Genomic DNA, 18692 nt, shown 5'->3' with positions numbered 1-18692 from the left:
GCATGGTCGATACACGGACCCTCACACGCCGCCGATACGTACTCACGACTGCGACGCTCGGGTCGCTCGCGCTCGCCGGCTGTACCGACGACGAAGACGGCGATGACGACGACGGTGCGGGCGGCGACGGCGACCTCGAGATCGTCCACTGGTGGACCGCCGGTGGCGAAGAGGAGGCGCTGACGGCGCTGTTAGATGGGTTCGGCGAGGAACACCCGGAGATCGAGATCGAAAACAATCCCGAACCCGGTGGCGCAGGCGCAGCGATCGACGCCGCGATCCAGACGCGCGTCATCGACCAGGACCCACCGAGTACGTTCCAGATCTGGCCCGGCGAGGCACTCAGGCCCTACACCGACGCCGACGCGCTCGAGGACGTGAGCCACGTCTACGACGAGGACGCCGAGGACGCCTACCTCGAGTCGGTGCTCGATGCCGCCAGCCCCGAGGGCGAGGTCGTCTCGGTGCCGATCAACATCCACCGGCTGAACAACGTCTTCTACAACGTCGAGGCCGTCGACGACGCGGGCATCGACGTCGACGACATCGACTCACCCGAAGACCTCCTCGACGCGTTCGCCGCGGCCGACGACGCGGGCTACACCGGACTCGCCCAGCAGACCCAGGAGCCATGGGGCGTCCTCCAGCTCTGGGAGGTCGTCTTCACGGGCCAACACGGCGTCGACGCCTTCGAGTCGTTCCTCGCGGGAGAGACCGCCGACCTCGAAGACGAGATTCACGAGTCGCTCACCCTCGTCGAGGAGTACAGCGAGTACTTCAACGAGGACGCTGGCTCGGTCGGCTGGGACGAGGCCAACGCCGACGTCATCACCGGCGACGCGGCCTTCCACCACAACGGCGACTGGGCCGCCGGCCAGTACCAGGCCGAGGGCGACGACTTCGAGTACGGCGAGGACTGGGACTACATCGCCTTCCCCGGCACCGACGACGTCTACACCATGGTGATGGACTCGTTCGTCATGCCCTCGAACAACCCCACCCCCGACGCGACCGAGGCGTTTCTCACCTACTGCACCTCGGTCGACGCCCAGGAACGGTTCAACCCACTCAAGGGATCGATCCCGCCGCGGACTGACGTCCCGACCGACGAGTTCCCCGACTTCTCGCAGGACCAGATGGACGACTTCGAAGCCTCGAGCGAACAGACGGTCTCGATCGCCCACGGCAGTGGCCTGAACCCGGAGCAGTCGAGCGAAGTCGAAGAGACCTTCGCCGTCTTCACCGACAACTGGGACCCCGACGAGACGACCCAGGAACTGATCGACATCTTCTGATCGGGACACACTCGATGGGACCAGACATCGCCGCGGCGCTCGCCCGCCTCCGTCGCCAGCGACGGCCACCGGAGCAGCAGGCACGCACCGACGGCGGCCTCGACGAAGGAAGCGCGAAGGCACCCGTGAGCCCGGTTTCGAAGCTCTGGTACAGCGACGCGGTCCAGGCGATTCCGTTCTGGCTGCCGCCCGCGCTCCTCATGGGCTGGTTCGTCTACGGCGCCGTCGGCTGGAACCTGCTCATCTCGTTGACCGACTGGAGCGGTCTCGGCCAACCGGAGTACACGAGCCTCTCACTCGAGATGTACCGTGAACTGCCGGGCGACCGCTCCTTTCGCGCGGCGTTTCGAAACACGGTGATCTTACTCGTCGCGTTCACCGGCGTCTCACTCGCCATCGGTCTCGTCCTCGCCATCCTCGTCGACCGGGACATCCGCTTCGAGAACACCTTCAGGACCATCTACCTCCTGCCGATGGCGCTCTCGTTCGTCGTCACCGCCATCTTCTGGTCGTGGATGTACAACCCGACGACCGGGACGATCAACGTGGTCTTGCGAGGGATCGGTCTCGACGTACTCGCGAGCGACTGGATCGGCAATCCACGCACACGCCTGTGGGCGATCATCTTCGCGCTCACCTGGCAGTTCAGCGGCTACGCGATGGTCGTCTACCTCGCCGGTCTGCGTGCGATTCCCGACGAACACTACGAGGCGGCGAAAGTCGACGGCGCGAGCACGCTCCGGATGTACTGGCGCGTCATTATCCCCCAGCTCAGCGCCGCGACGGTGTCGGCCGTCGTCGTCCTCATGGTGTTCGCGCTCAAGGCGTTCGACTTCATCTTCGTCATGTTCGGGGACAACCCCGGGCGCTCGGCAGACATCCTCGCCGTGATGATGTTCCGCGTCGCCTTCTCCCGCGCCCAGTGGGCCTACGGTGCGGCCGTCGCGACCGTCCTCTTCGTGATGGCCCTCGCCATCGTCGCCCCCTACCTCTACGTCCAGTACCGACGGGGTGCCCTCTGAGATGACTGCCACGCTCGAACGAGACGGGAGACACCAGCCCAGAGAGACCGACGAGGTGCGCCAGCGATGAGCGACGACACAGTGAAACCGACGACGGACCCCACGCGAGCAGACACGCGACTCGACGGTGTCGACCTCGAACGCATCTCCCTCTACGCCATCCTGTGTGGCCTGATCGCCTTCTACCTCTCGCCGCTGTGGAGCGGGCTGACGACCGCGTTCAAGACCCAGTCGGCGTTCGTCCGGACGAGTCCGCTCGCACCACCGATGCCGGAGGGGTTCACGCTCGAGCCGTGGGAGCTCGCGTTCGCGACGATGCAGGGTGGCCTGCTCAACAGCGTCACCTTCGTCCTCCCGGCGACGGTGCTCTCGGCGACGCTCGGGAGCCTCGCCGCCTACGGACTCACGAAGCTCTCCTGGCGCGGCCAGGTGGCCATCCTCGTCCTCTTCCTGGCGGGTGTGTTCCTCCCCTACCAGTCGGTACTCGTTCCGCTCCGCCAGTTCTGGTCGGCCGTCGACGTCGCGGGGTTGCTCTCGTTCGCGCCGTTTCTGGCGAACCGTGCGGACCTGATCGAGCTGACGATCACCCACACCGCCTACGGCGTCCCCATCTGTACGATCCTCTTTCGCTCGTACTATCTGGCGATGGACGACGCGATGATCGAAGCGGCGAAACTCGACGGCGCGAGTCCGTTCACTATCTACCGGCGGATCGTCCTCCCGCTCTCCGCGCCGATGTTCGCCGTCGCGCTCATCTACCAGTTCACCCAGGTCTGGAACGACCTGCTGTTCGCGCTCGTCCTCGTCACCAGCCGGTCGAACTACGTCGTCACCCAGTCGCTGAACGTCCTCCAGGGCTCGATGGTCCAGGAGTACAACATCCAGATGGCGGGCGCGTTCATCGCTGCCTTACCCACCATCGTCGTCTACGTCGTCTTCGGCAGACAGTTCGCCAAGGGCATCACCGGCGCATCCTGAGAGAACACACATGGCACCACTCACACTCGAACACCTGACGAAACGCTTCGCAGACGGCGACGACGAGATCGTCGCGGTCGACGACGTCTCGATAGAGATCGAAGACGGCGAGTTCCTCGTCCTCGTCGGTCCCTCCGGCTGTGGCAAATCCACCACGCTCCGGATGATCGCCGGTCTCGAGACGATCACCGAGGGAACGATCGCCATCGGCGACACCGTCGTCAACGACCAGCCTGCCCAGCACCGGAACATCGCGATGGTGTTCCAGAACTACGCGCTCTACCCGCACATGACCGTCCGGCAGAACATGCGCTTCGGACTCGAGGAGTCGACCGACCGCTCGAAAGCCGCGATGAACGAGACGGTCGAGGAGACCGCCACCCTCCTCGAGATCGACGACCTCCTCGAGCGCAAACCCCGGGAACTCTCCGGCGGCCAGCAACAGCGCGTCGCCCTCGGGCGAGCCATCGTCCGCGACCCCGACGTCTTCCTGATGGACGAACCGCTCTCGAACCTCGACGCCAAACTCCGCTCGGGGATGCGCATGGAACTCCAGCGCCTCCAGGCCGACCTCGGCGTCACCACCGTCTACGTCACCCACGACCAGACCGAGGCGATGACGATGGGCGACCGCATCGCCATCTTAGACGGCGGCCGCCTCCAGCAGGTCGCCACCCCGCTCGAGTGTTACCACCGCCCGACGAACCGCTTCGTCGCGGGCTTCATCGGCGAGCCTTCGATGAACTTCGTCGACGTAACGCTCGAGGACGGCCACCTCGTCGGCGGCGGTCTCACCTACCCCCTCTCGGCGGCGACCCGCGAGAACCTCCAGGGCCACACCGACCTCACCCTCGGCGTCCGCCCCGAAGACATCGAGATACGCGAGGGCGAGACCCCCGGCCACCACGAGGTCCCCGTCTCAATCGAGGTCGTCGAACCGATGGGCGACGGCAACAACCTCCTGGTCGAACTCGTCGACGGCGAGACGACGCTCACCGTCACCGTCGACGGCATGCGCCACGTCGAACCCGGCGGGCGCTCCCTCGCGCGGATTCCCGAGTCGGCGATCCACCTGTTCGCTCGAGCCACCGGCGAGGCGCTGCACAACCGGGAAATCGAAGACGAGACGGCGCTGCTCGGGCCGCAGGGCTGAAACAGGCGGGACATCTCGAGAAGAGAGGCACGGGATTTGAACCACGGTCGCAGCGGAGCTGCTCCCTGATTCAAATCCCTCCACGGCTCGCTTCGCTCCTCACGTCCGTTCGTCGCAGAAGACAAGCCGGTGGAGGGATTTGAACCCTCGACCTAATCCTTACGAAGGATTCGCTCTGCCAGCTGAGCTACACCGGCGCTACTTGATATAGGTTCGAAACCGGCCATAAGGATTGCGAATCGCACCCGGCGTGTGCGGCGGTGACAGGCCGGTCACGAACGCTCGAGTGAGACGTCGAGACAGACGTTTAGCTCGTGGGGGGCGTAGGATCGGACTACGCGCCGCTCGGTGACCGACACCTCGTAGTCGGGTTCGGCCGCGACACGAATCGCGCGCTCGCCGGGACCGAAGGGGTCGTCCTCGTGCTGGATGTCGTAGTAGTGGAGCGTACACCGCTCGCCGGCGAGCGTGACGGCCGACTCGAGGAACTCGTCGGCGCTGTGAGGCAGGTTCATCACGAGGCGGTCGGCCCAGTGTTCGTACTCGGGGGCCACCTCGCGAACGTCGGCACAGATGGCCGTCACCCGATCTGTGACGTCGTTTCGCCGGGCGTTCTCGCGGAGGTACTCGATGGCGCGCTCGTTTACGTCACAGCCGACACACGCCGCGCCGCGTTTCGCGAACGGGATGACGAACGGGCCCACACCCGCGAACATGTCGAAGGCGCGTTCGCCCGCGGCCACCTGCTCGGCGACCCGGTGGCGCTCGGTGGCGAGTCGCGGCGAGAAGTACACCTCGGCCAGATCGAGCGCGAACGTACAGCCGTACTCGCGGTGGAGGACCTCGGTGCCCTCACCGGCCAGAACGGTCCACTCGCGCACGCGGGTCTCACCCGAAATCGCCGACGCCTTGTCGAGGACGGTCTCGAGCGGCAGGTCCGAGTCGACGATGGCCCGCGCGATCGTCATCGCTCGCTCGGGGTCGTCCTCGTCGAGGAGCGCGACCTCGCCGATGCGCTCGTAGGAGGGTTCGTACCCGAGGAGGTCCGCCGGGCGCGTCAGCGTCTCGCGGACCGGGGCGGCGTAGTCGACGACTTCGGCCCCCGAGAGCGCCTCGAGCGCCGCCTCGGGGTCGGCCACTGGCACGTAGAGCCAGCCGTCCTCGACGGTGATCTCGTAGCCGTCAGCGAGGAGGTTCGCCTCGGCCAGCGCCCGGCGGGTCGTCTCGCCGTCGGTCGGGCGAACGCGAACGCAGGGGACCTGCTCCATACCTCGAGTCGCCGCCGACGGGTCCTAACGCTGACGCTTTGGGCCAACTCGAAAGCTTCTACCGGCGGCCGCGTCTACGGCGACCATGCTCACGTTCATCGGTCTCGGACTCTACGACGAGCGCTCGATCACGCTCGAGGGCCAGGACGCGCTCCGGGCGGCCGACCGCGCCTTCGCCGAGTTCTACACCAGCCGACTGCTCGGCGCGACCGTCGCAGACCTCGAGCGCGCACACGGGATCGAGATCGAGGTCCGCGAGCGCGCGGGCGTCGAACGCGACCCCGAGGACATCCTGGCGGCCGCAGAGACCGACGACGTGGTCTTCCTCACCGCGGGTGATACGATGATCTCGACCACCCACGTCGACTTACGCCTGCGCGCCCACGAGCGGGGCATCGAGACGCGGGTGATCCACGGCGTGACCGCCCAGACGGCCACCAGTTCGCTCACCGGCTTACAGAACTACCGCTTCGGGAAGGCGACGACCCTGCCGTTTCCCTACGCTCACGGCGCAGACGGCCTGCCCTCGAGCGTCACCGAAACGATCGACGAGAACCGCGCGCGTGACCTCCACACGGTCGTCTACCTGGACATCAAGGTCGGCGACGAGACCGAGAACCGCCGGGCGGACAGTCCCGAACCCGAGGGCGACGAGTACATGACCGCCGACGTCGGTGCGAGCCTGCTCGCCGAGGAGTATCCCGACCTGACGGGCGTCGTCGTCGCCCGCGCCGGGAGTCCCGACCCGCTCGTCGAGGCGGGCCGATTGGCGGACCTCGCCACCCGCGAGTTCGGCGACCCGCTGCACCTCCTCGTGATTCCCGGCCACCTCCACCTACTCGAGGCCGACGCGCTGGTCGAACTCGCCGGCGCAGACCGTGAGACCCTCGAGATCGCCTGATCAGCCGACCGTGAGCATCCCCTTGACGACCGCCTCGCGTTTCGAGCGTTCGAACGCCGCCGTCACCTCCGCGAGCGGCGCTTCGAAGTCGATCAGTCCGGCCACGTCGACGCGGCCGTCGGCGAGCAGCGAGACGGCCGTCTGGTAGGTGTTCGCGAAGCGCATCGTCCCGACGACGTCGAGTTCGCGGGTGACGATCTCGAGCACGTCGAGGGGAATCTCCGCCTCGGGGGCGAGACCGACGAAGGCGACGGTGCCGCCGGTTCGGACCGCCCCCAGCGAACCCTGGATCGCCGACGGCGCACCCGACGCTTCGATCACCACGTCGACGCCCCGGCCGTCGGTCCAGGCGTCGACGGCCGTCTCGAGGTCGTCGTCGGCGACGTTCACCACGCCGTCTGCCCCTCGCTCGAGCGCGCGCTCGAGTTTCGCCGCGAGGACGTCGGCAACGTAGACCTCGGTCGCACCGCGGACGCGCGCGACGGCCATCGCGAGCAGGCCGATGGGACCGGCGCCGGTGACGAGCACCGAGTCGCCGACGCCGACGCCGGCGCGCTCACAGACGTGGAGACAGACCGACAGCGGTTCACAGAGTGCGCCCTCGGCCAGCGAGACCGAGTCGGGAAGCCGGTAGACGAAATCGGCGGGCCAGGTGAGGTACTCGACGAACGCACCGTCGTGCGGCGGCGTCGCCATGAACGTCACCTCGGGACAGCGGTTGTAGTGGCCACTCGAGCAGTGTTCACACCGGCGACAGGGGATGCCTGGCTCGAGCGTGACGCGGTCGCCGGGTTCGAGGTCCGTCACCGCCTCGCCGCAGTCGGCGACGACACCCGCGCTCTCGTGGCCGAGGACCAGCGGGTCCTCGACGACGTAGTCGCCGATCCGGCCGTGGTCGTAGTAGTGGACGTCAGAGCCACAGATGCCGACGCGCTCGAGCGCGACGAGCACCTCGGTGGGACCGGGTTCCGGCCGCGGCCGCTCTTCGAGGGCGAACTCGCCGGGTTCGGTGAGTACCGCCGCGCGCATGTCAGTCATAGACACGCCTTCGTGCGGTGTCGGGAAAAACGCGACTCTCGAGGCAGGGCTGGCTGGTGATCACAGGCCACGTGTCAGGCGAAAATTAGCAAGAACGGTATCGCGAGCGCAACGAGTGCGAGCGCACCGAAGACGTGTCGCCAGGTGCCGTACGGCGGTTCGTCCACGGGTCGGTGGCGACGGGTTCGCTCGTAGGCGGCCCACGCACCGAGTACGACGGCCAACAGCGCGAACGCCGCGGGCGCGAACATGACGAAACTCCAGCCGACGAGGACGGCGAACAGCCAGAAGCCGACCAGCGTCCCCGGAAGCGAGCCGCCCACCAGCGCCCCCGTCTCGAGGTCGAGTCCGACGCCGAGGAGGGCCGTCCCGGCCGCGACCAGCAGGAGCCACGCGAGCGGGAGGACGACCGAGAGGGCGTCACTAGCCGGCGCGAGCGCTGGTGCCCACCGCAGCAGGAACAACGAGCCAGCCGGAACGAGGACGCCAAAGCCGAACGCGCTCGTGAGTTCGACGGCGGCGGGTCTGTCGCTCATGGCAACAACTTGATAGAGAAGGAATAAATATGTGGTGGTCGGACGGAGATCAGTCCAGTCGCTCGAGGATCGCCTCGGTCACGTCGTCGGTCGACGCGTCGCCGCCGAGGTCGGGGGTCCGTGGCCCATCTTCGAGGACGCCCTCGACGGCCGCACGCACCGCCTCGCCCTCGGCGTCGTGGCCGAGGTACTCGAGGAGCATGGCCGCGGAGATGATCGTCGCCGCGGGGTTCGCGATGCCCTGGCCAGCGATGTCGGGGGCGGAGCCGTGGACGGGTTCGAACAGGCCGCGCTCGGGACCCAGGTTCGCACTCGGGAGCATGCCCAGGCCGCCGACTAGACCCGCCGCGAGGTCGGAGAGCACGTCACCGGCGAGGTTCGGACAGACGACGACGTCGAACTGCGTCGGGTCGAGACAGACGTGGGTGGCGAAGGCGTCCATCAGCACCTCTTCGGTCTCGACGCCGCGCTCGTCGGCGACGGCGAGGACGGCATCGCGGAAGCGGCCGTCGGTCTCGCGCATCACGTTCGCCTTGTGAGCGACGTGGAAGCCGTCGTAGTCGCCGTCTTCGACGAAGTCGCAGGCGAACTCGGCCAGCCGTTCCGAGGCGGAGGTCGTCACGACGCGCGTCAGCGTCGAGAGGTCCTCGCTCAGTCGGTCCTCGTGGCCCGAGTAGACGCCCTCGGTGTTCTCGCGTAAGAAGACGAGGTCCGTCTCGGGGCGTAAGGCGTCGACGCCGGGGTAGGCCGTCGCGGGCCGGACGTTGACGAACGAGTCCACCGCCTCCCGGAGCGGGAGAATCACGTCCGCCGCCGTCTCGCCCGCCGCGCCGAACAGCGTCGCGTCCGTCGAGGCCGCCAGCTCGTAGGTCTCGTCGGGCAGCGCCTCGCCCGTCTCGGCGTGTACGTGGTCGCCCGCGTCCGCCTCGTGGAAGACGAAGTCGATGTCGAGCGCCTCGAGGACGGCTACCGCGGCTGGCGTCACTTCCTGACCGATGCCGTCACCGGGGATGACGGTGATCTCTGCTGTCATGGAGAGAGTTCGACGCGGCGGTGAAAAGAGCGTGTCGATGTGTGTGGCCGCTCGAGAACCGGCCGAAGTGCGAGCGTGCGGTCAGGCGCGCTCGCCGTCTTCGACGTAGGGCAGCGACGCCGCGGTCTTCTGCACTTCGCCCGCGTTGGCCTTCATCAGCGCGGTGGTGTCCCAGACGCCGTCGACGAGCGCCTTTCGCTGGGCGTCGTCGACGGTGACGTCGGCGGTCGTCCCGCCGTAGGTGACCGTCTCGGCGGCGACGTCGACGTCGATCTCGTCGTCGGGGTTCGCCTCGACCCACTCCTGGATGGTCTCGACGGTCTCGCTGTCGGCGGTCACCGTCGGAATGCCGAGTGCGAGACAGTTACCCGCGAAGATCTCCGCGAAGGACTCACCGATGATCGCGTCGATCCCCCAGCGCAGCAGCGCCTGGGGAGCGTGTTCGCGCGAGGAGCCACAGCCGAAGTTGGCGTTGACCGCCAGCACCGACGCGCCCTGGAAGCGCTCGTCGTTGAACGGATGCGCCTTCGGGTCGTCGTTCTCGTCGAAGCGCAGATCGAAGAAGGCGAACTCGCCCAGCCCGTCGAAGGTGACCACCTTCATGAAGCGCGCCGGGATGATCTGGTCGGTGTCGATGTCGTTGCCTCGGATGGGGACGCCCGTCCCGGAGACGGACTCGACGGCGGGAATCTCGTCGGTCGTCATACCGTCGTCACCTCCTTCAGGTCGCGCACGTCAGTGACGCTCCCCTCGAGCGCCGCCGCCGCGACCATCTGCGGGTTCATCAGGATCGTCCGCCCGTCCTTGCTGCCCTGGCGGCCGATGAAGTTCCGGTTCGAGGAGGAGGCACACGCCTCGTCGCCCTCGAGTTGGTCTTCGTTCATGCCCAGACACATCGAACAGCCGGCGTTTCGCCACTCGAAGCCGGCGTCCTCGAAGATCGCTTTCAGGCCCTCGTCCTCGGCTGCGCGCTGGACGCGCTGGCTGCCGGGGACGACCATCGCGCGAACGTCGGGGTGGACCTCGCGGCCTTCGACGATGGCGGCCGCCCGACGGAGGTCGGGCAGGCGGGCGTTCGTACACGAACCCAGGAAGGCGACGTCGATCTCGTAGCCCTCCATGGTCTCGCCGGGTTCGACACGCATGTGCTCCTGGGCGCGCCGGGCAGTCTCTTGCTTGTCGGCGGGCAGGTCGTCCGGGCTCGGAATCGGCTCGCTGATGCCGACGCCCTGTGCTGGGGTCGTCCCCCAGGTGACGACCGGCTCGAGCGACGAGCCGTCGATCGTGACGACGTCGTCGTACGTGGCCGTCTCGTCGCTTCGGATCGACTCCCAGTAGGGTTTCAGTTCCTCGAACCGCTCGGGGTTCGCCTGGAAGTAGTCGGTCGCTTCGAGCCACTCGTAGGTGGTCTCGTCGGGGTTGACGTAGCCCGCTCGAGCGCCGCCTTCGATCGACATGTTACAGATGGACATCCGCCCTTCCATGCTGAGGTTCTCGATGGCCTCGCCGGCGTACTCGTAGACGTAGCCGACGCCGCCTTCGGTCCCGAGCTGGCGAATAATCTCTAAGATGACGTCCTTCGCTTCGACGCCCTCACCGAGTTCGCCCGTCACTTCGATCTTGCGGACCTGCTGTTTCTCCATCGCGACCGTCCCGGTTGCGAGCACGTCGCGGATCTGGCTGGTGCCGATCCCGAAGGCGAGCGCGCCGAATGCACCGTGTGTGGAGGTGTGGCTGTCACCGCAGACGATCGTCTTCCCGGGCTGGGTCAGTCCCTGCTCGGGACCGACGACGTGGACGATCCCCTGATCGCCGCTGGCCGGGTCCGAGAAGTCGATGCCCGCCTCACGGACGTTCGCCTCGAGTTCGGCCATCATCTCCTCGGCCGCGTCGTCACTGTAGGGACGGGACTGGTCGGCCGTCGGCACGATGTGGTCGACCGTCGCGTGCGTCAGCTCGGGGTAGGCGACCTGCAGGTCGCGCTCTCTGAGCATGCCGAACGCCTGCGGACTCGTCACCTCGTGGATGAGGTGGAGGCCGATGAACAGCTGGTCCTGGCCCGTCGGGAGCGTGGTGACCTTGTGGCGGTCCCACACCTCGTCGTAGAGGGTTCCCTCGCTCATTCGTCGCCTCGTCCGTGTTCGCGTCCGCCGCGCTCGAAGACACGGTTCGCCTCGCTCGAGCCGTACGGCGGCGTGTGGCTGACGTCTTTCATGGTCTGTTCGGTCTGTCTCGTCCCGTCAGCCTCCTCGTGGCCACCGTCGGCCGCCACGACGGGGCCACGCGAGAACAGGTGTCCCGCGCTCTCACCCGTGTAGGGATTGGTGTGGCTGACGTCTTTCATCGTCTGTCTGTCGTCTGTCATTGTCGCTCTCTCAGTCGTCCGCAGGCACTTCCGCGGCGTCGTCTTCGGTCGCCTCCTCCGACCACGAGAAGAGACTGCGCAGTCGTTCGCCGACCTCCTCGATCTCGTGGTCCTGTTCGGCCTGACGGATCTGGGTGTAGCCCGGCCGTCCGGCCTGGTTCTCGAGGATCCACTCGCGGGCGAAGTCGCCGTTCTGGATCTCCTCGAGGATCTCCTCCATGTTCTCGCGGGCGTGTTCGTCGACCACGCGGTCGCCGCGGGTGAGACCGCCGTACTCGGCGGTGTCGCTCACGGAGTTCCACATCTCCATCAGCCCACCCTCGTACATCAGGTCGACGATGAGCTTCAACTCGTTCATACACTCGAAGTAGGCTGCCTCGGGGCTGTAACCCGCGTCGACGAGCGTCTCGTAGCCCTGCTTGACCAGCGAGGTCACACCGCCACAGAGGACGACCTGCTCGCCGAACAGATCCGTCTCGACTTCCTCCTGGAAGGTCGTCTCGAGGACGCCCGCGCGGGCACAGCCGATCGCCTTCGCGTAAGCGAGTGCGCGCTGGGTTGCCTCGCCGGTGGTATCCTGGTAGACCGCGAGCAGTCCAGGGGTCCCCTCGCCGTTCTCGTAGTTGCGCCGCACGAGGTGCCCCGGCGACTTCGGCGCGACCATCGTCACGTCGACGTGCGCTGGCGGCTGGATCTGGTTGTAGTGGATGTTCAGCCCGTGGGCGAACTGGAGGGTGTCGCCGTCTTCGAGGTGCGGTTCGATCTCGTCGTAGACCGCAGCCTGGATCGTGTCGGGCACGAGCACGGAGATGAGCTGCGCCTTCGCGGCGACTTCCGCGGGCGTGCCGACCTCGAGTCCTTCGGCTTCGGCGGCCTCGCGCGAGGAGGAGTCCTCGCGCAACCCGACGAGCACGTCGACGCCGCTCTCTTTCATGTTGAGCGCGTGAGCGTGGCCCTGACTGCCGTAGCCGAGGACGGCGACGGTGGTGTCTTCGAGATACGATTCGTCTACGTCGTCTTCGTAGTAGATCTGCGTGGTGAATTCGTCAGTCATCGTCTGATGGTGTCGTCTGAGGGGAAGTAGGTGTTCCGTCTTCGGCGTACGTCGGGGTCGGCCGTTCCCGTGCGGCGGTGTCTTCGACACCGCGGGCGAGCGCCGTCGTCCCGGTCCGCGAAATCTCGCGGATCCCGAACTGGCTGAACGTCTCGATGGCCGCCTCGATCTTCTGACGGCTGCCGGTGATCTGCACCGTCGCCGTCTCCGGCGTCGCATCGACGGTCTGGCCGCCGTACATCTCGGCGACGGCGGCGACGCGGTCGGGCCGGGTCGCGTTGACCTTGATCAACATGAGTTCCCGGCGCATCGCGTCCGGCTCGAGTTCGCGCACCGAGATGACGGGCACGAGCTTTCGCAGCTGTTTTTTCGCCTGCTCGATGCCGGGTTCGGGCTCTTCGATGACGAGCGTGATCCGCGCGCGCTCGTCGTCTTCGGTCGGTCCGACGGTGAGGCTCTCGATGTTGAACTGGCGTCTCGAGAACAGCCCCGAGACGTCGGCGAGGACGCCGGGTTCGTGTTTCACGAGCGCCGAGATCACCGTCCGCCGGGTGTCGGGTTCGGCCTCGACCTCGGGGTCGATGCGGATTCCCTGGGAGTTGCGCCGTCCGGCCGGACGGGGCCGTTCTTCCGGTGGTGGGCCCTCGAGTCCGCCGGTCATGCGTCCCACCCCGTTCGCGTTCCGTCGTGAGTAGTGTCGGCAGTCATAGCTGGTCCTCCGAGAGGGCGAACTGGCCGTTGTCGCCGCCGCTTGGAACCATCGGGTAGACGTTCGCCCGCGGGTCGATGTGGGCGTCGATCACCGACGGGCCGTCGTAGGCGAGCGCTGCCTCGATGGTCTCTGCGACCTCGTCGTACTCGTCGATGCGAAAGCCCTTCGCGCCGAAGGCTTCGGCGAGCGTGTCGAACTCGGGACACCAGTGGTACTCCGAGGCGGAGTGACGCCCGTCGAAGAAGGCGTCCTGCCACTGGCGGACCATGCCGATGTACTCGTTGTTGAGCACGACGACCGTGATGTCCAGGTGTTCGCGGACGGCGACGGCGAGTTCCTGGAGCGTCATCAGGAAGGAGCCGTCACCCTCGATGCAGATGACCTCCTGGTCGTCGTCGGCGGCGAGGCGGGCCCCGACGGCGGCGGGCATGCCGTAGCCCATGGTGCCGAGACCGTGACTCGAGACCCAGGTTCGAGGCTCGGTGAAGGTCCAGTACTGGCAGGCCCACATCTGGTGCTGGCCGACGCCGGTGGTGACGATGGCCCGGTCGCTCGTCGCGGCGTCGAGCGCCTCGACGACGAACTCGGGTTTGAGCGGTTCGTCCTCGGGCGTCTGGTACGCCATCGGATACTCCGACTTCCACTGCTGGCACTGGGCGCGCCACTTCGTCGCCTTCGGCGACTCGGTGACCGCCTCGGCGAGCTGCTCGAGGACGGTCGCGGCGTCGCCGACCAGCGGGTACTCCGCGTGGATGTTCTTCGAAATCTCGGCGGGGTCGATGTCGACGTGAATAATCTCCGCGTCGGGCGCGAAGGTCTCGATGCCGCCGGTGAGGCGGTCGTCGAAGCGGGTGCCGACGGCGACCATCGTATCACAGTGAGTGATCGCCATGTTGGCGTAGCCGGTGCCGTGCATGCCCGCCATCTCCATGGCGAGTTCGTGGTCTTCGGGGAACGCCCCGAGACCGGGCATCGTCGTCACGACCGGAATCTCGTGGTCGATCGCGAACGCGCGACACTCCTCGTGGGCGTCGCCTTTGATGACGCCGCCGCCGAGGAGCATGATCGGGCGTTCGGCCGCTTCGATCCGACGGGCCGCCGCACGGACGACGTCGTCGTCGGCGCGCTCTTGCACCTCGTAGGTGTCGGGGACCCGCGCCGGGCCCGGCTGGCTGTCGGTCTCGGCGAGTGTGACGTCCTTCGGGAGGTCGACCAGCGTCGGTCCCGGCCGGCCGGTGTTCGCGAGGGCGAACGCCTCGCCGACGTCGTCGCCGACGGTGTCCGGGTTCGAACTGAAGGTGTTGGCCTTCGTGACCGGCTTCGTCACGCCCGTGGTGTCGGTCTCCTGGAAGGCGTCGTTGCCGACCATTCCCGTCGGAACCTGACCGGTGAGCGCGATCATCGGATCGGAATCCATGTCAGCGTCGGCGATACCGGTGACGAGGTTCGTCGCCCCCGGTCCCGAGGTCGCCAGACAGACGCCCGGTTCGCCCGCGACGATACCGTAGGCGTCGGCGGCGTGGGAGGCACCCTGTTCGTGGGCCATCGTCACGTGCTCGATGTCGGAGTGGTAGAGCGCGTCGTAGACGGGCATGATCGCCCCGCCCTGGACGCCGAAGGCGTACTCGACGCCGACGTTCTCGAGCGCGCGGATGACCGCCTCTGCGCCCGTCGTGACGGGGCTGGCTGTAGCCCGTTCCTCGTACTCGTGTGCCTCTCGTTCGTCGTGCGGTTCCCCATCGTCGGGGGAGGTGACCGACGCGGCGCGTTCGCTCATCGGCGTCCTCCCGGCGCTGTCGTGCGCCATCGGTGGTCTAACGGTCGTGTGTGTGTCATCTTCGGTGTGGCTGTGCTGGGTCTCGTACCGACTCGAGACGTGGGTGTCTCGAGTCTCGGCGCTCTGAAAACGGTGCGAAATCGGGACGGAGTGGATACTGGTGGGGCTAGGACGCCCCTACGATAACGAGCGAGTCGAGTGCAACGCTCTCGTCGGTGTGAGCCGAGCGGGGAGTGCGCTGCGTCATTGATTGGTTCGTAGCGAGGGCAAGGGATATAATCCTTGCGGTCCGTTCCCGGTGACGGGCCCCCGGAGAGCGCCAGCCGGTGCTCACGGCCGGAAGCAAACGGGGGGCGCATCTCAGGCGCGCACCTCCTCTCGCTCGCGCTGACGCGCGATGTCCTCGTCCTCGGCGAAGCGCTCTAGGTCGGTCACGGTGACCTGGCGCTTCTCCGCGCCGAAGTCCTTGACGCGGCGGGTGACCGCGCGGACTTCCTCCTCGGTTGGCTCGTAGCCACGCTCGAGTAAGCGCTCGCGCACCGAGTGGGTCCCGGTGTGTTTGCCGAGGACGAGTCGGCGCTGAGCCCCGACCATCTCGGGGGTCATGACGCCGGGTTCGAAGGTGTCGGCGTTCTCGATGACGCCCGCGGCGTGGATGCCACTCTCGTGAGAGAAGGCGTTCGCGCCGACGACCGGCTTGTTCGACGGCGTCGGGACGCCGCTCTTCTCGGCGACGATCGCCGAGAGTTCGGTGATGCGCGTCGTGTCGATGCCGGTGTCGCCCTGGTAGAGCGACTCGACGGCCATCACGAACTCCTCGTAGGCGGCGTTGCCCGCGCGCTCGCCGATGCTGTTGACCGAGACCTGCGCCTGGTCGGCACCGGCTTCGATTCCCGCCAGGGCGTTGGCGGTCGCCAGTCCGAAGTCGTCGTGTGTGTGGACGTCGATTCTCGCCGTGGTGCGGTCACAGACCTTCTCGATCAGGTCGTAGAAGCGCCGCGGCGTCGCGACCCCACAGGTGTCGGGGATGTTGATCCAGTCCGTTCCCGCCTCGGTGACCTGGTCGATCACGTCCATCAGGAACGGCTCGTCCGTTCGGGTCGCGTCCATCGGCGAGAACATACACGCTGCGCCCGCCTCGCGGACGCGTTCGACCGACTGGACTGCGCGCTGTACTACGTCTTCTCGAGTCGAGTGCATCGAGTCTTCGATCTGAACGTCGCTGGTGCTCACGAAGATGTGAACCAGTTCGACGCCCGAGTCGAGCGCGGCTTCGATGTCCTTCTCGACGACGCGGGCCAACCCGCAGGTCGTCGTAGAGGTGCTCTCTGCGATGTCGCGAACGGCCTCGAACTCCGCGTCGGAGTTGACCGGGAAGCCAGCCTCGATGACGTGGGTCCCCATCTCGTCTAAGATCGAGGCTATCTCGCGCTTATCGTCGTAGGAGAACGACGTTCCGGGCGACTGCTCGCCGTCCCGGAGCGTCGTATCGAAGACACGTGCGGTCTCGATTTCGTCAGTGGAATCTAATGTTCCCTGGAAGAACTCGACCGCCCTGAGGGGTCTCAGAGCCAGTGTCGTCTGGTGTCGACATTGTACTGATAACCGAGGAGAGACAGCATATATAAAACTGGCGCTGTGAGACCCCCCGACGGCTCGAGACCGAACCCGCCGACGAGCGGCCGAATCGGCCGACGTAAACGGCCTAAATTGCCTAGAAGGTCCTTAGTTCACTCGCCGTGGTCGTCCCCTCGAGCGTGGCTCACCGGCCGCAGTCCGGGATATTTTCGCCGAAAATGTTGCGATTTTCACGCTCGAGACCTCGCGCGCGCCGCCCAGGTGGACGTTCGTCACGCCGCGCCGGGTGTGAGTACTATAGCGCTGCTCGTGGGAGGCGCTAGCGTATGACCAGTGACGACGTAACCGAACTCCTGACGCGGGCGTACCTCGACGAACTCGAGACGGTGATGAACTACCTCTCGAACGCGATCACCCTCGACGGCGTCCACGCCGAAGAGGTCAAAGAGAGCCTCGCCGCCGACGTCGACGAGGAACTCGAACACGCCCGGATTCTGGGCCAGCGACTCAAACAGCTCGAGCAGCCGATTCCGGGGTCGGAGGCGTTCGACGCGCGCCAGGCGAGCCTCCAGCCACCCGAGGACACCACCGACGTCCGCTCGGTGATCGACGGCGTACTCGAGGCCGAAGCGGAGGCCATCGAGACCTACCACGCGCTGATCGAGGCCGCAGACGAGGCGAACGACCCGGTGACCGAAGACGTAGCCGTCACCGCCCTCACCGACGAGGAGGCCCACCGGACCGAGTTCCGCGGGTTCCGAAAGGACTTCCCCGCCGAGTGACGGCCGCACACGACGTGTCGTTTCGGCGACGGACGGAGCGCTGGCTGGCGGAACGTCAGATCTGATCACTCGAGGCGAACGTTTTTCTCGTCTCGCTTCGAGCGACGGCGTATGAGCGACTTCGGACTCGACCTCAGAGCGGTCGAGGAACACATCGCCGGTGACGACGAAACGGAGTTCGACGGCGGCATCGTCCTCGGGATTCTCGACGGGACGACGCCGCCCGAAGAGTGGATCGAATCGGTCGAAGCGGGGGACGTCCTCGTCCTCTGTGTCGAGGGAGACGTCAACCAGCGCGCCGCAGGCTTCGCCCGCGAGATCAAAGACGCGGGCGGCAACCTCGTCCACTTCCGGGGCTTCCTGGTCGTCTCCCCGCCGGAGGTCGACGTCGACACCAGCCGACTCTGACACGTCTCCGCGCCACCGCGCGAGAACGACTCACTCACTCGAGTCCCCCAGTCGAACCGTCAGGTGGTGGCCGTCACCGTCGCGCGCGATCAACTCACCCTGCCGGCGCTCGAGCGAACGGCTCCGTCCCTCGAGCGCCGCCTCGACCCGCTCGAGGTCGTCGGTCTCGAAGCCGAGGTCGACGTGGACGCCGCCGCGTGCGTCGGCGATGCCCAGCTGTGGCTCCCAGAGTTCGAGCGCCACCGGTCCCCCGAGGCGGACCCGACGGCGTGTTTCACCGCGGTCGACCGGCTCGAAGCCGAGGGCGCGGTAGTACGCTTCAGCCCGCTCGAGCGATTCGACCTCGAGAGCGACCTCGAAGACGCCGTCGATACCCGGGCCGTCGACGGTGGACTCGCCGAGTTCGACGCAGTTGCCGTCGGGGTCGTAACAGTAGAGCGAGCGGGTTTCCCCGAAGCGCACCTCCTCGAGTTCGTAGCCCTCGGCGGAGAGCCGGTCCCACCACGCGTCGTACTCGGCGGCGGGAATCGAACACGCGAAGTGCGTGTGGAGACCGCCGCGTGGGACGGCCGTCGGCCGTCTGAGCACGAGGGCCGTCTCCCCCGCGGCGAAAGTCGCCTCGTGGGCGTGCTCCTCGAGCACGGGGAGCGCGAGCGTCCCGGCGTAGAACGACCGGGCCGGGTCGAGGTACTTCACCTCGAGTGCGAGCCAGGCGAGTCGCGTGAGCATAGGGCGTCTACGCGCTCGAGCGATACAAACGGTCGGGAGCCGTCGGCCCGGTTTGGGACGCCG

General features: G+C 67.0%; 19 protein-coding genes and 1 tRNA gene. 7 read left to right on the top strand and 13 right to left on the bottom strand.

What is annotated here, in order from left to right:
• Positions 1–2: 2 nt before the first annotated feature.
• The 4 genes from N0B15_RS08800 (at position 3) to N0B15_RS08785 (ending at position 4448) form a co-directional block, all read left to right on the top strand.
• A complete protein-coding gene (locus N0B15_RS08800; RefSeq protein ID WP_263019321.1) occupies positions 3–1295 on the top strand; it encodes an ABC transporter substrate-binding protein in 1293 nt (430 codons plus the stop codon).
• Positions 1296–1309: 14 nt separating this feature from the next.
• Positions 1310–2317 (top strand): carbohydrate ABC transporter permease, encoded by a 1008-nt coding sequence (locus N0B15_RS08795; protein ID WP_263019320.1) that lies wholly within the window; start codon positions 1310–1312, stop codon positions 2315–2317.
• Between the two features lie 66 nt (positions 2318–2383).
• Positions 2384–3295, top strand: a complete 912-nt coding sequence (locus tag N0B15_RS08790) for a carbohydrate ABC transporter permease (protein ID WP_263019319.1) — start codon at positions 2384–2386, stop codon at positions 3293–3295.
• A 10-nt stretch (positions 3296–3305) separates the two neighbouring features.
• The gene (locus N0B15_RS08785; RefSeq protein ID WP_263019318.1) at positions 3306–4448 is read left to right on the top strand and encodes an ABC transporter ATP-binding protein; all 1143 of its coding nucleotides are present in this window, start codon (positions 3306–3308) and stop codon (positions 4446–4448) included.
• Between the two features lie 124 nt (positions 4449–4572).
• Here N0B15_RS08785 and N0B15_RS08780 read toward each other — a convergent pair.
• Together N0B15_RS08780 and N0B15_RS08775 are read right to left on the bottom strand one after the other, a co-directional pair.
• Positions 4573–4645: transfer RNA gene (locus N0B15_RS08780), tRNA-Thr, on the bottom strand.
• A 75-nt stretch (positions 4646–4720) separates the two neighbouring features.
• Entirely contained in the window at positions 4721–5716 is a 996-nt protein-coding gene (locus N0B15_RS08775) for a class I SAM-dependent methyltransferase (protein WP_263019317.1), read from the bottom strand.
• Between the two features lie 85 nt (positions 5717–5801).
• Between N0B15_RS08775 and dph5 the strand changes: the two genes are divergently transcribed.
• Positions 5802–6617: a diphthine synthase gene (gene dph5 / locus N0B15_RS08770; protein WP_263019316.1), complete on the top strand. Its 816-nt coding sequence runs from the start codon at positions 5802–5804 to the stop codon at positions 6615–6617.
• Here dph5 and N0B15_RS08765 read toward each other — a convergent pair whose 3' ends face one another.
• From N0B15_RS08765 to N0B15_RS08720, 10 genes are all read right to left on the bottom strand, one after another.
• Entirely contained in the window at positions 6618–7646 is a 1029-nt protein-coding gene (locus N0B15_RS08765) for an NAD(P)-dependent alcohol dehydrogenase (protein ID WP_425494224.1), read from the bottom strand.
• Positions 7647–7729: 83 nt separating this feature from the next.
• The gene (locus N0B15_RS08760; RefSeq protein WP_263019314.1) at positions 7730–8191 is read right to left on the bottom strand and encodes a hypothetical protein; all 462 of its coding nucleotides are present in this window, start codon (positions 8189–8191) and stop codon (positions 7730–7732) included.
• 49 nt (positions 8192–8240) lie between these two features.
• Entirely contained in the window at positions 8241–9224 is a 984-nt protein-coding gene (leuB, locus tag N0B15_RS08755; protein WP_263019313.1) for a 3-isopropylmalate dehydrogenase, read from the bottom strand.
• A gap of 81 nt (positions 9225–9305) precedes the next feature.
• Entirely contained in the window at positions 9306–9929 is a 624-nt protein-coding gene (leuD, locus tag N0B15_RS08750; RefSeq protein WP_263019312.1) for a 3-isopropylmalate dehydratase small subunit, read from the bottom strand.
• On the bottom strand, positions 9926–11347 hold the full coding sequence (gene leuC / locus N0B15_RS08745) for a 3-isopropylmalate dehydratase large subunit (RefSeq protein WP_263019311.1): 1422 nt from the start codon (positions 11345–11347) through the stop codon (positions 9926–9928). The genes leuD and leuC overlap by 4 nt, the downstream gene beginning before the upstream one ends.
• The gene (locus N0B15_RS08740; RefSeq protein WP_263019310.1) at positions 11344–11589 is read right to left on the bottom strand and encodes a DUF7989 family protein; all 246 of its coding nucleotides are present in this window, start codon (positions 11587–11589) and stop codon (positions 11344–11346) included. Before N0B15_RS08740 ends, leuC begins: the two co-directional genes overlap by 4 nt.
• A gap of 10 nt (positions 11590–11599) precedes the next feature.
• On the bottom strand, positions 11600–12643 hold the full coding sequence (ilvC, locus tag N0B15_RS08735) for a ketol-acid reductoisomerase (RefSeq protein ID WP_263019309.1): 1044 nt from the start codon (positions 12641–12643) through the stop codon (positions 11600–11602).
• The gene (ilvN, locus tag N0B15_RS08730) at positions 12636–13304 is read right to left on the bottom strand and encodes an acetolactate synthase small subunit (RefSeq protein ID WP_263019308.1); all 669 of its coding nucleotides are present in this window, start codon (positions 13302–13304) and stop codon (positions 12636–12638) included. Before ilvN ends, ilvC begins: the two co-directional genes overlap by 8 nt.
• Before the next feature lie 43 nt (positions 13305–13347).
• On the bottom strand, positions 13348–15132 hold the full coding sequence (gene ilvB / locus N0B15_RS08725; RefSeq protein WP_263019307.1) for a biosynthetic-type acetolactate synthase large subunit: 1785 nt from the start codon (positions 15130–15132) through the stop codon (positions 13348–13350).
• 360 nt (positions 15133–15492) lie between these two features.
• On the bottom strand, positions 15493–16758 hold the full coding sequence (locus N0B15_RS08720; protein ID WP_425494223.1) for a LeuA family protein: 1266 nt from the start codon (positions 16756–16758) through the stop codon (positions 15493–15495).
• Between the two features lie 278 nt (positions 16759–17036).
• Between N0B15_RS08720 and N0B15_RS08715 the strand changes: the two genes are divergently transcribed.
• The gene (locus N0B15_RS08715; RefSeq protein WP_263019306.1) at positions 17037–17492 is read left to right on the top strand and encodes a ferritin-like domain-containing protein; all 456 of its coding nucleotides are present in this window, start codon (positions 17037–17039) and stop codon (positions 17490–17492) included.
• 111 nt (positions 17493–17603) lie between these two features.
• The gene (locus tag N0B15_RS08710; protein ID WP_263019305.1) at positions 17604–17900 is read left to right on the top strand and encodes a DUF5779 family protein; all 297 of its coding nucleotides are present in this window, start codon (positions 17604–17606) and stop codon (positions 17898–17900) included.
• Between the two features lie 30 nt (positions 17901–17930).
• Here the strand turns inward: N0B15_RS08710 and N0B15_RS08705 are convergent, their stop codons facing one another.
• A complete protein-coding gene (locus N0B15_RS08705) occupies positions 17931–18629 on the bottom strand; it encodes a VOC family protein (RefSeq protein ID WP_263019304.1) in 699 nt (232 codons plus the stop codon).
• Positions 18630–18692 lie beyond the last annotated feature (63 nt).

This window comes from Natronobiforma cellulositropha (assembly GCF_025629245.1).
Classification (GTDB): Archaea; Halobacteriota; Halobacteria; order Halobacteriales; family Natrialbaceae; genus Natronobiforma; species Natronobiforma cellulositropha.
The sequence above is the reverse complement of the archived record's forward strand: the minus strand, read 5'-3'. Positions and strand labels throughout refer to the sequence as shown.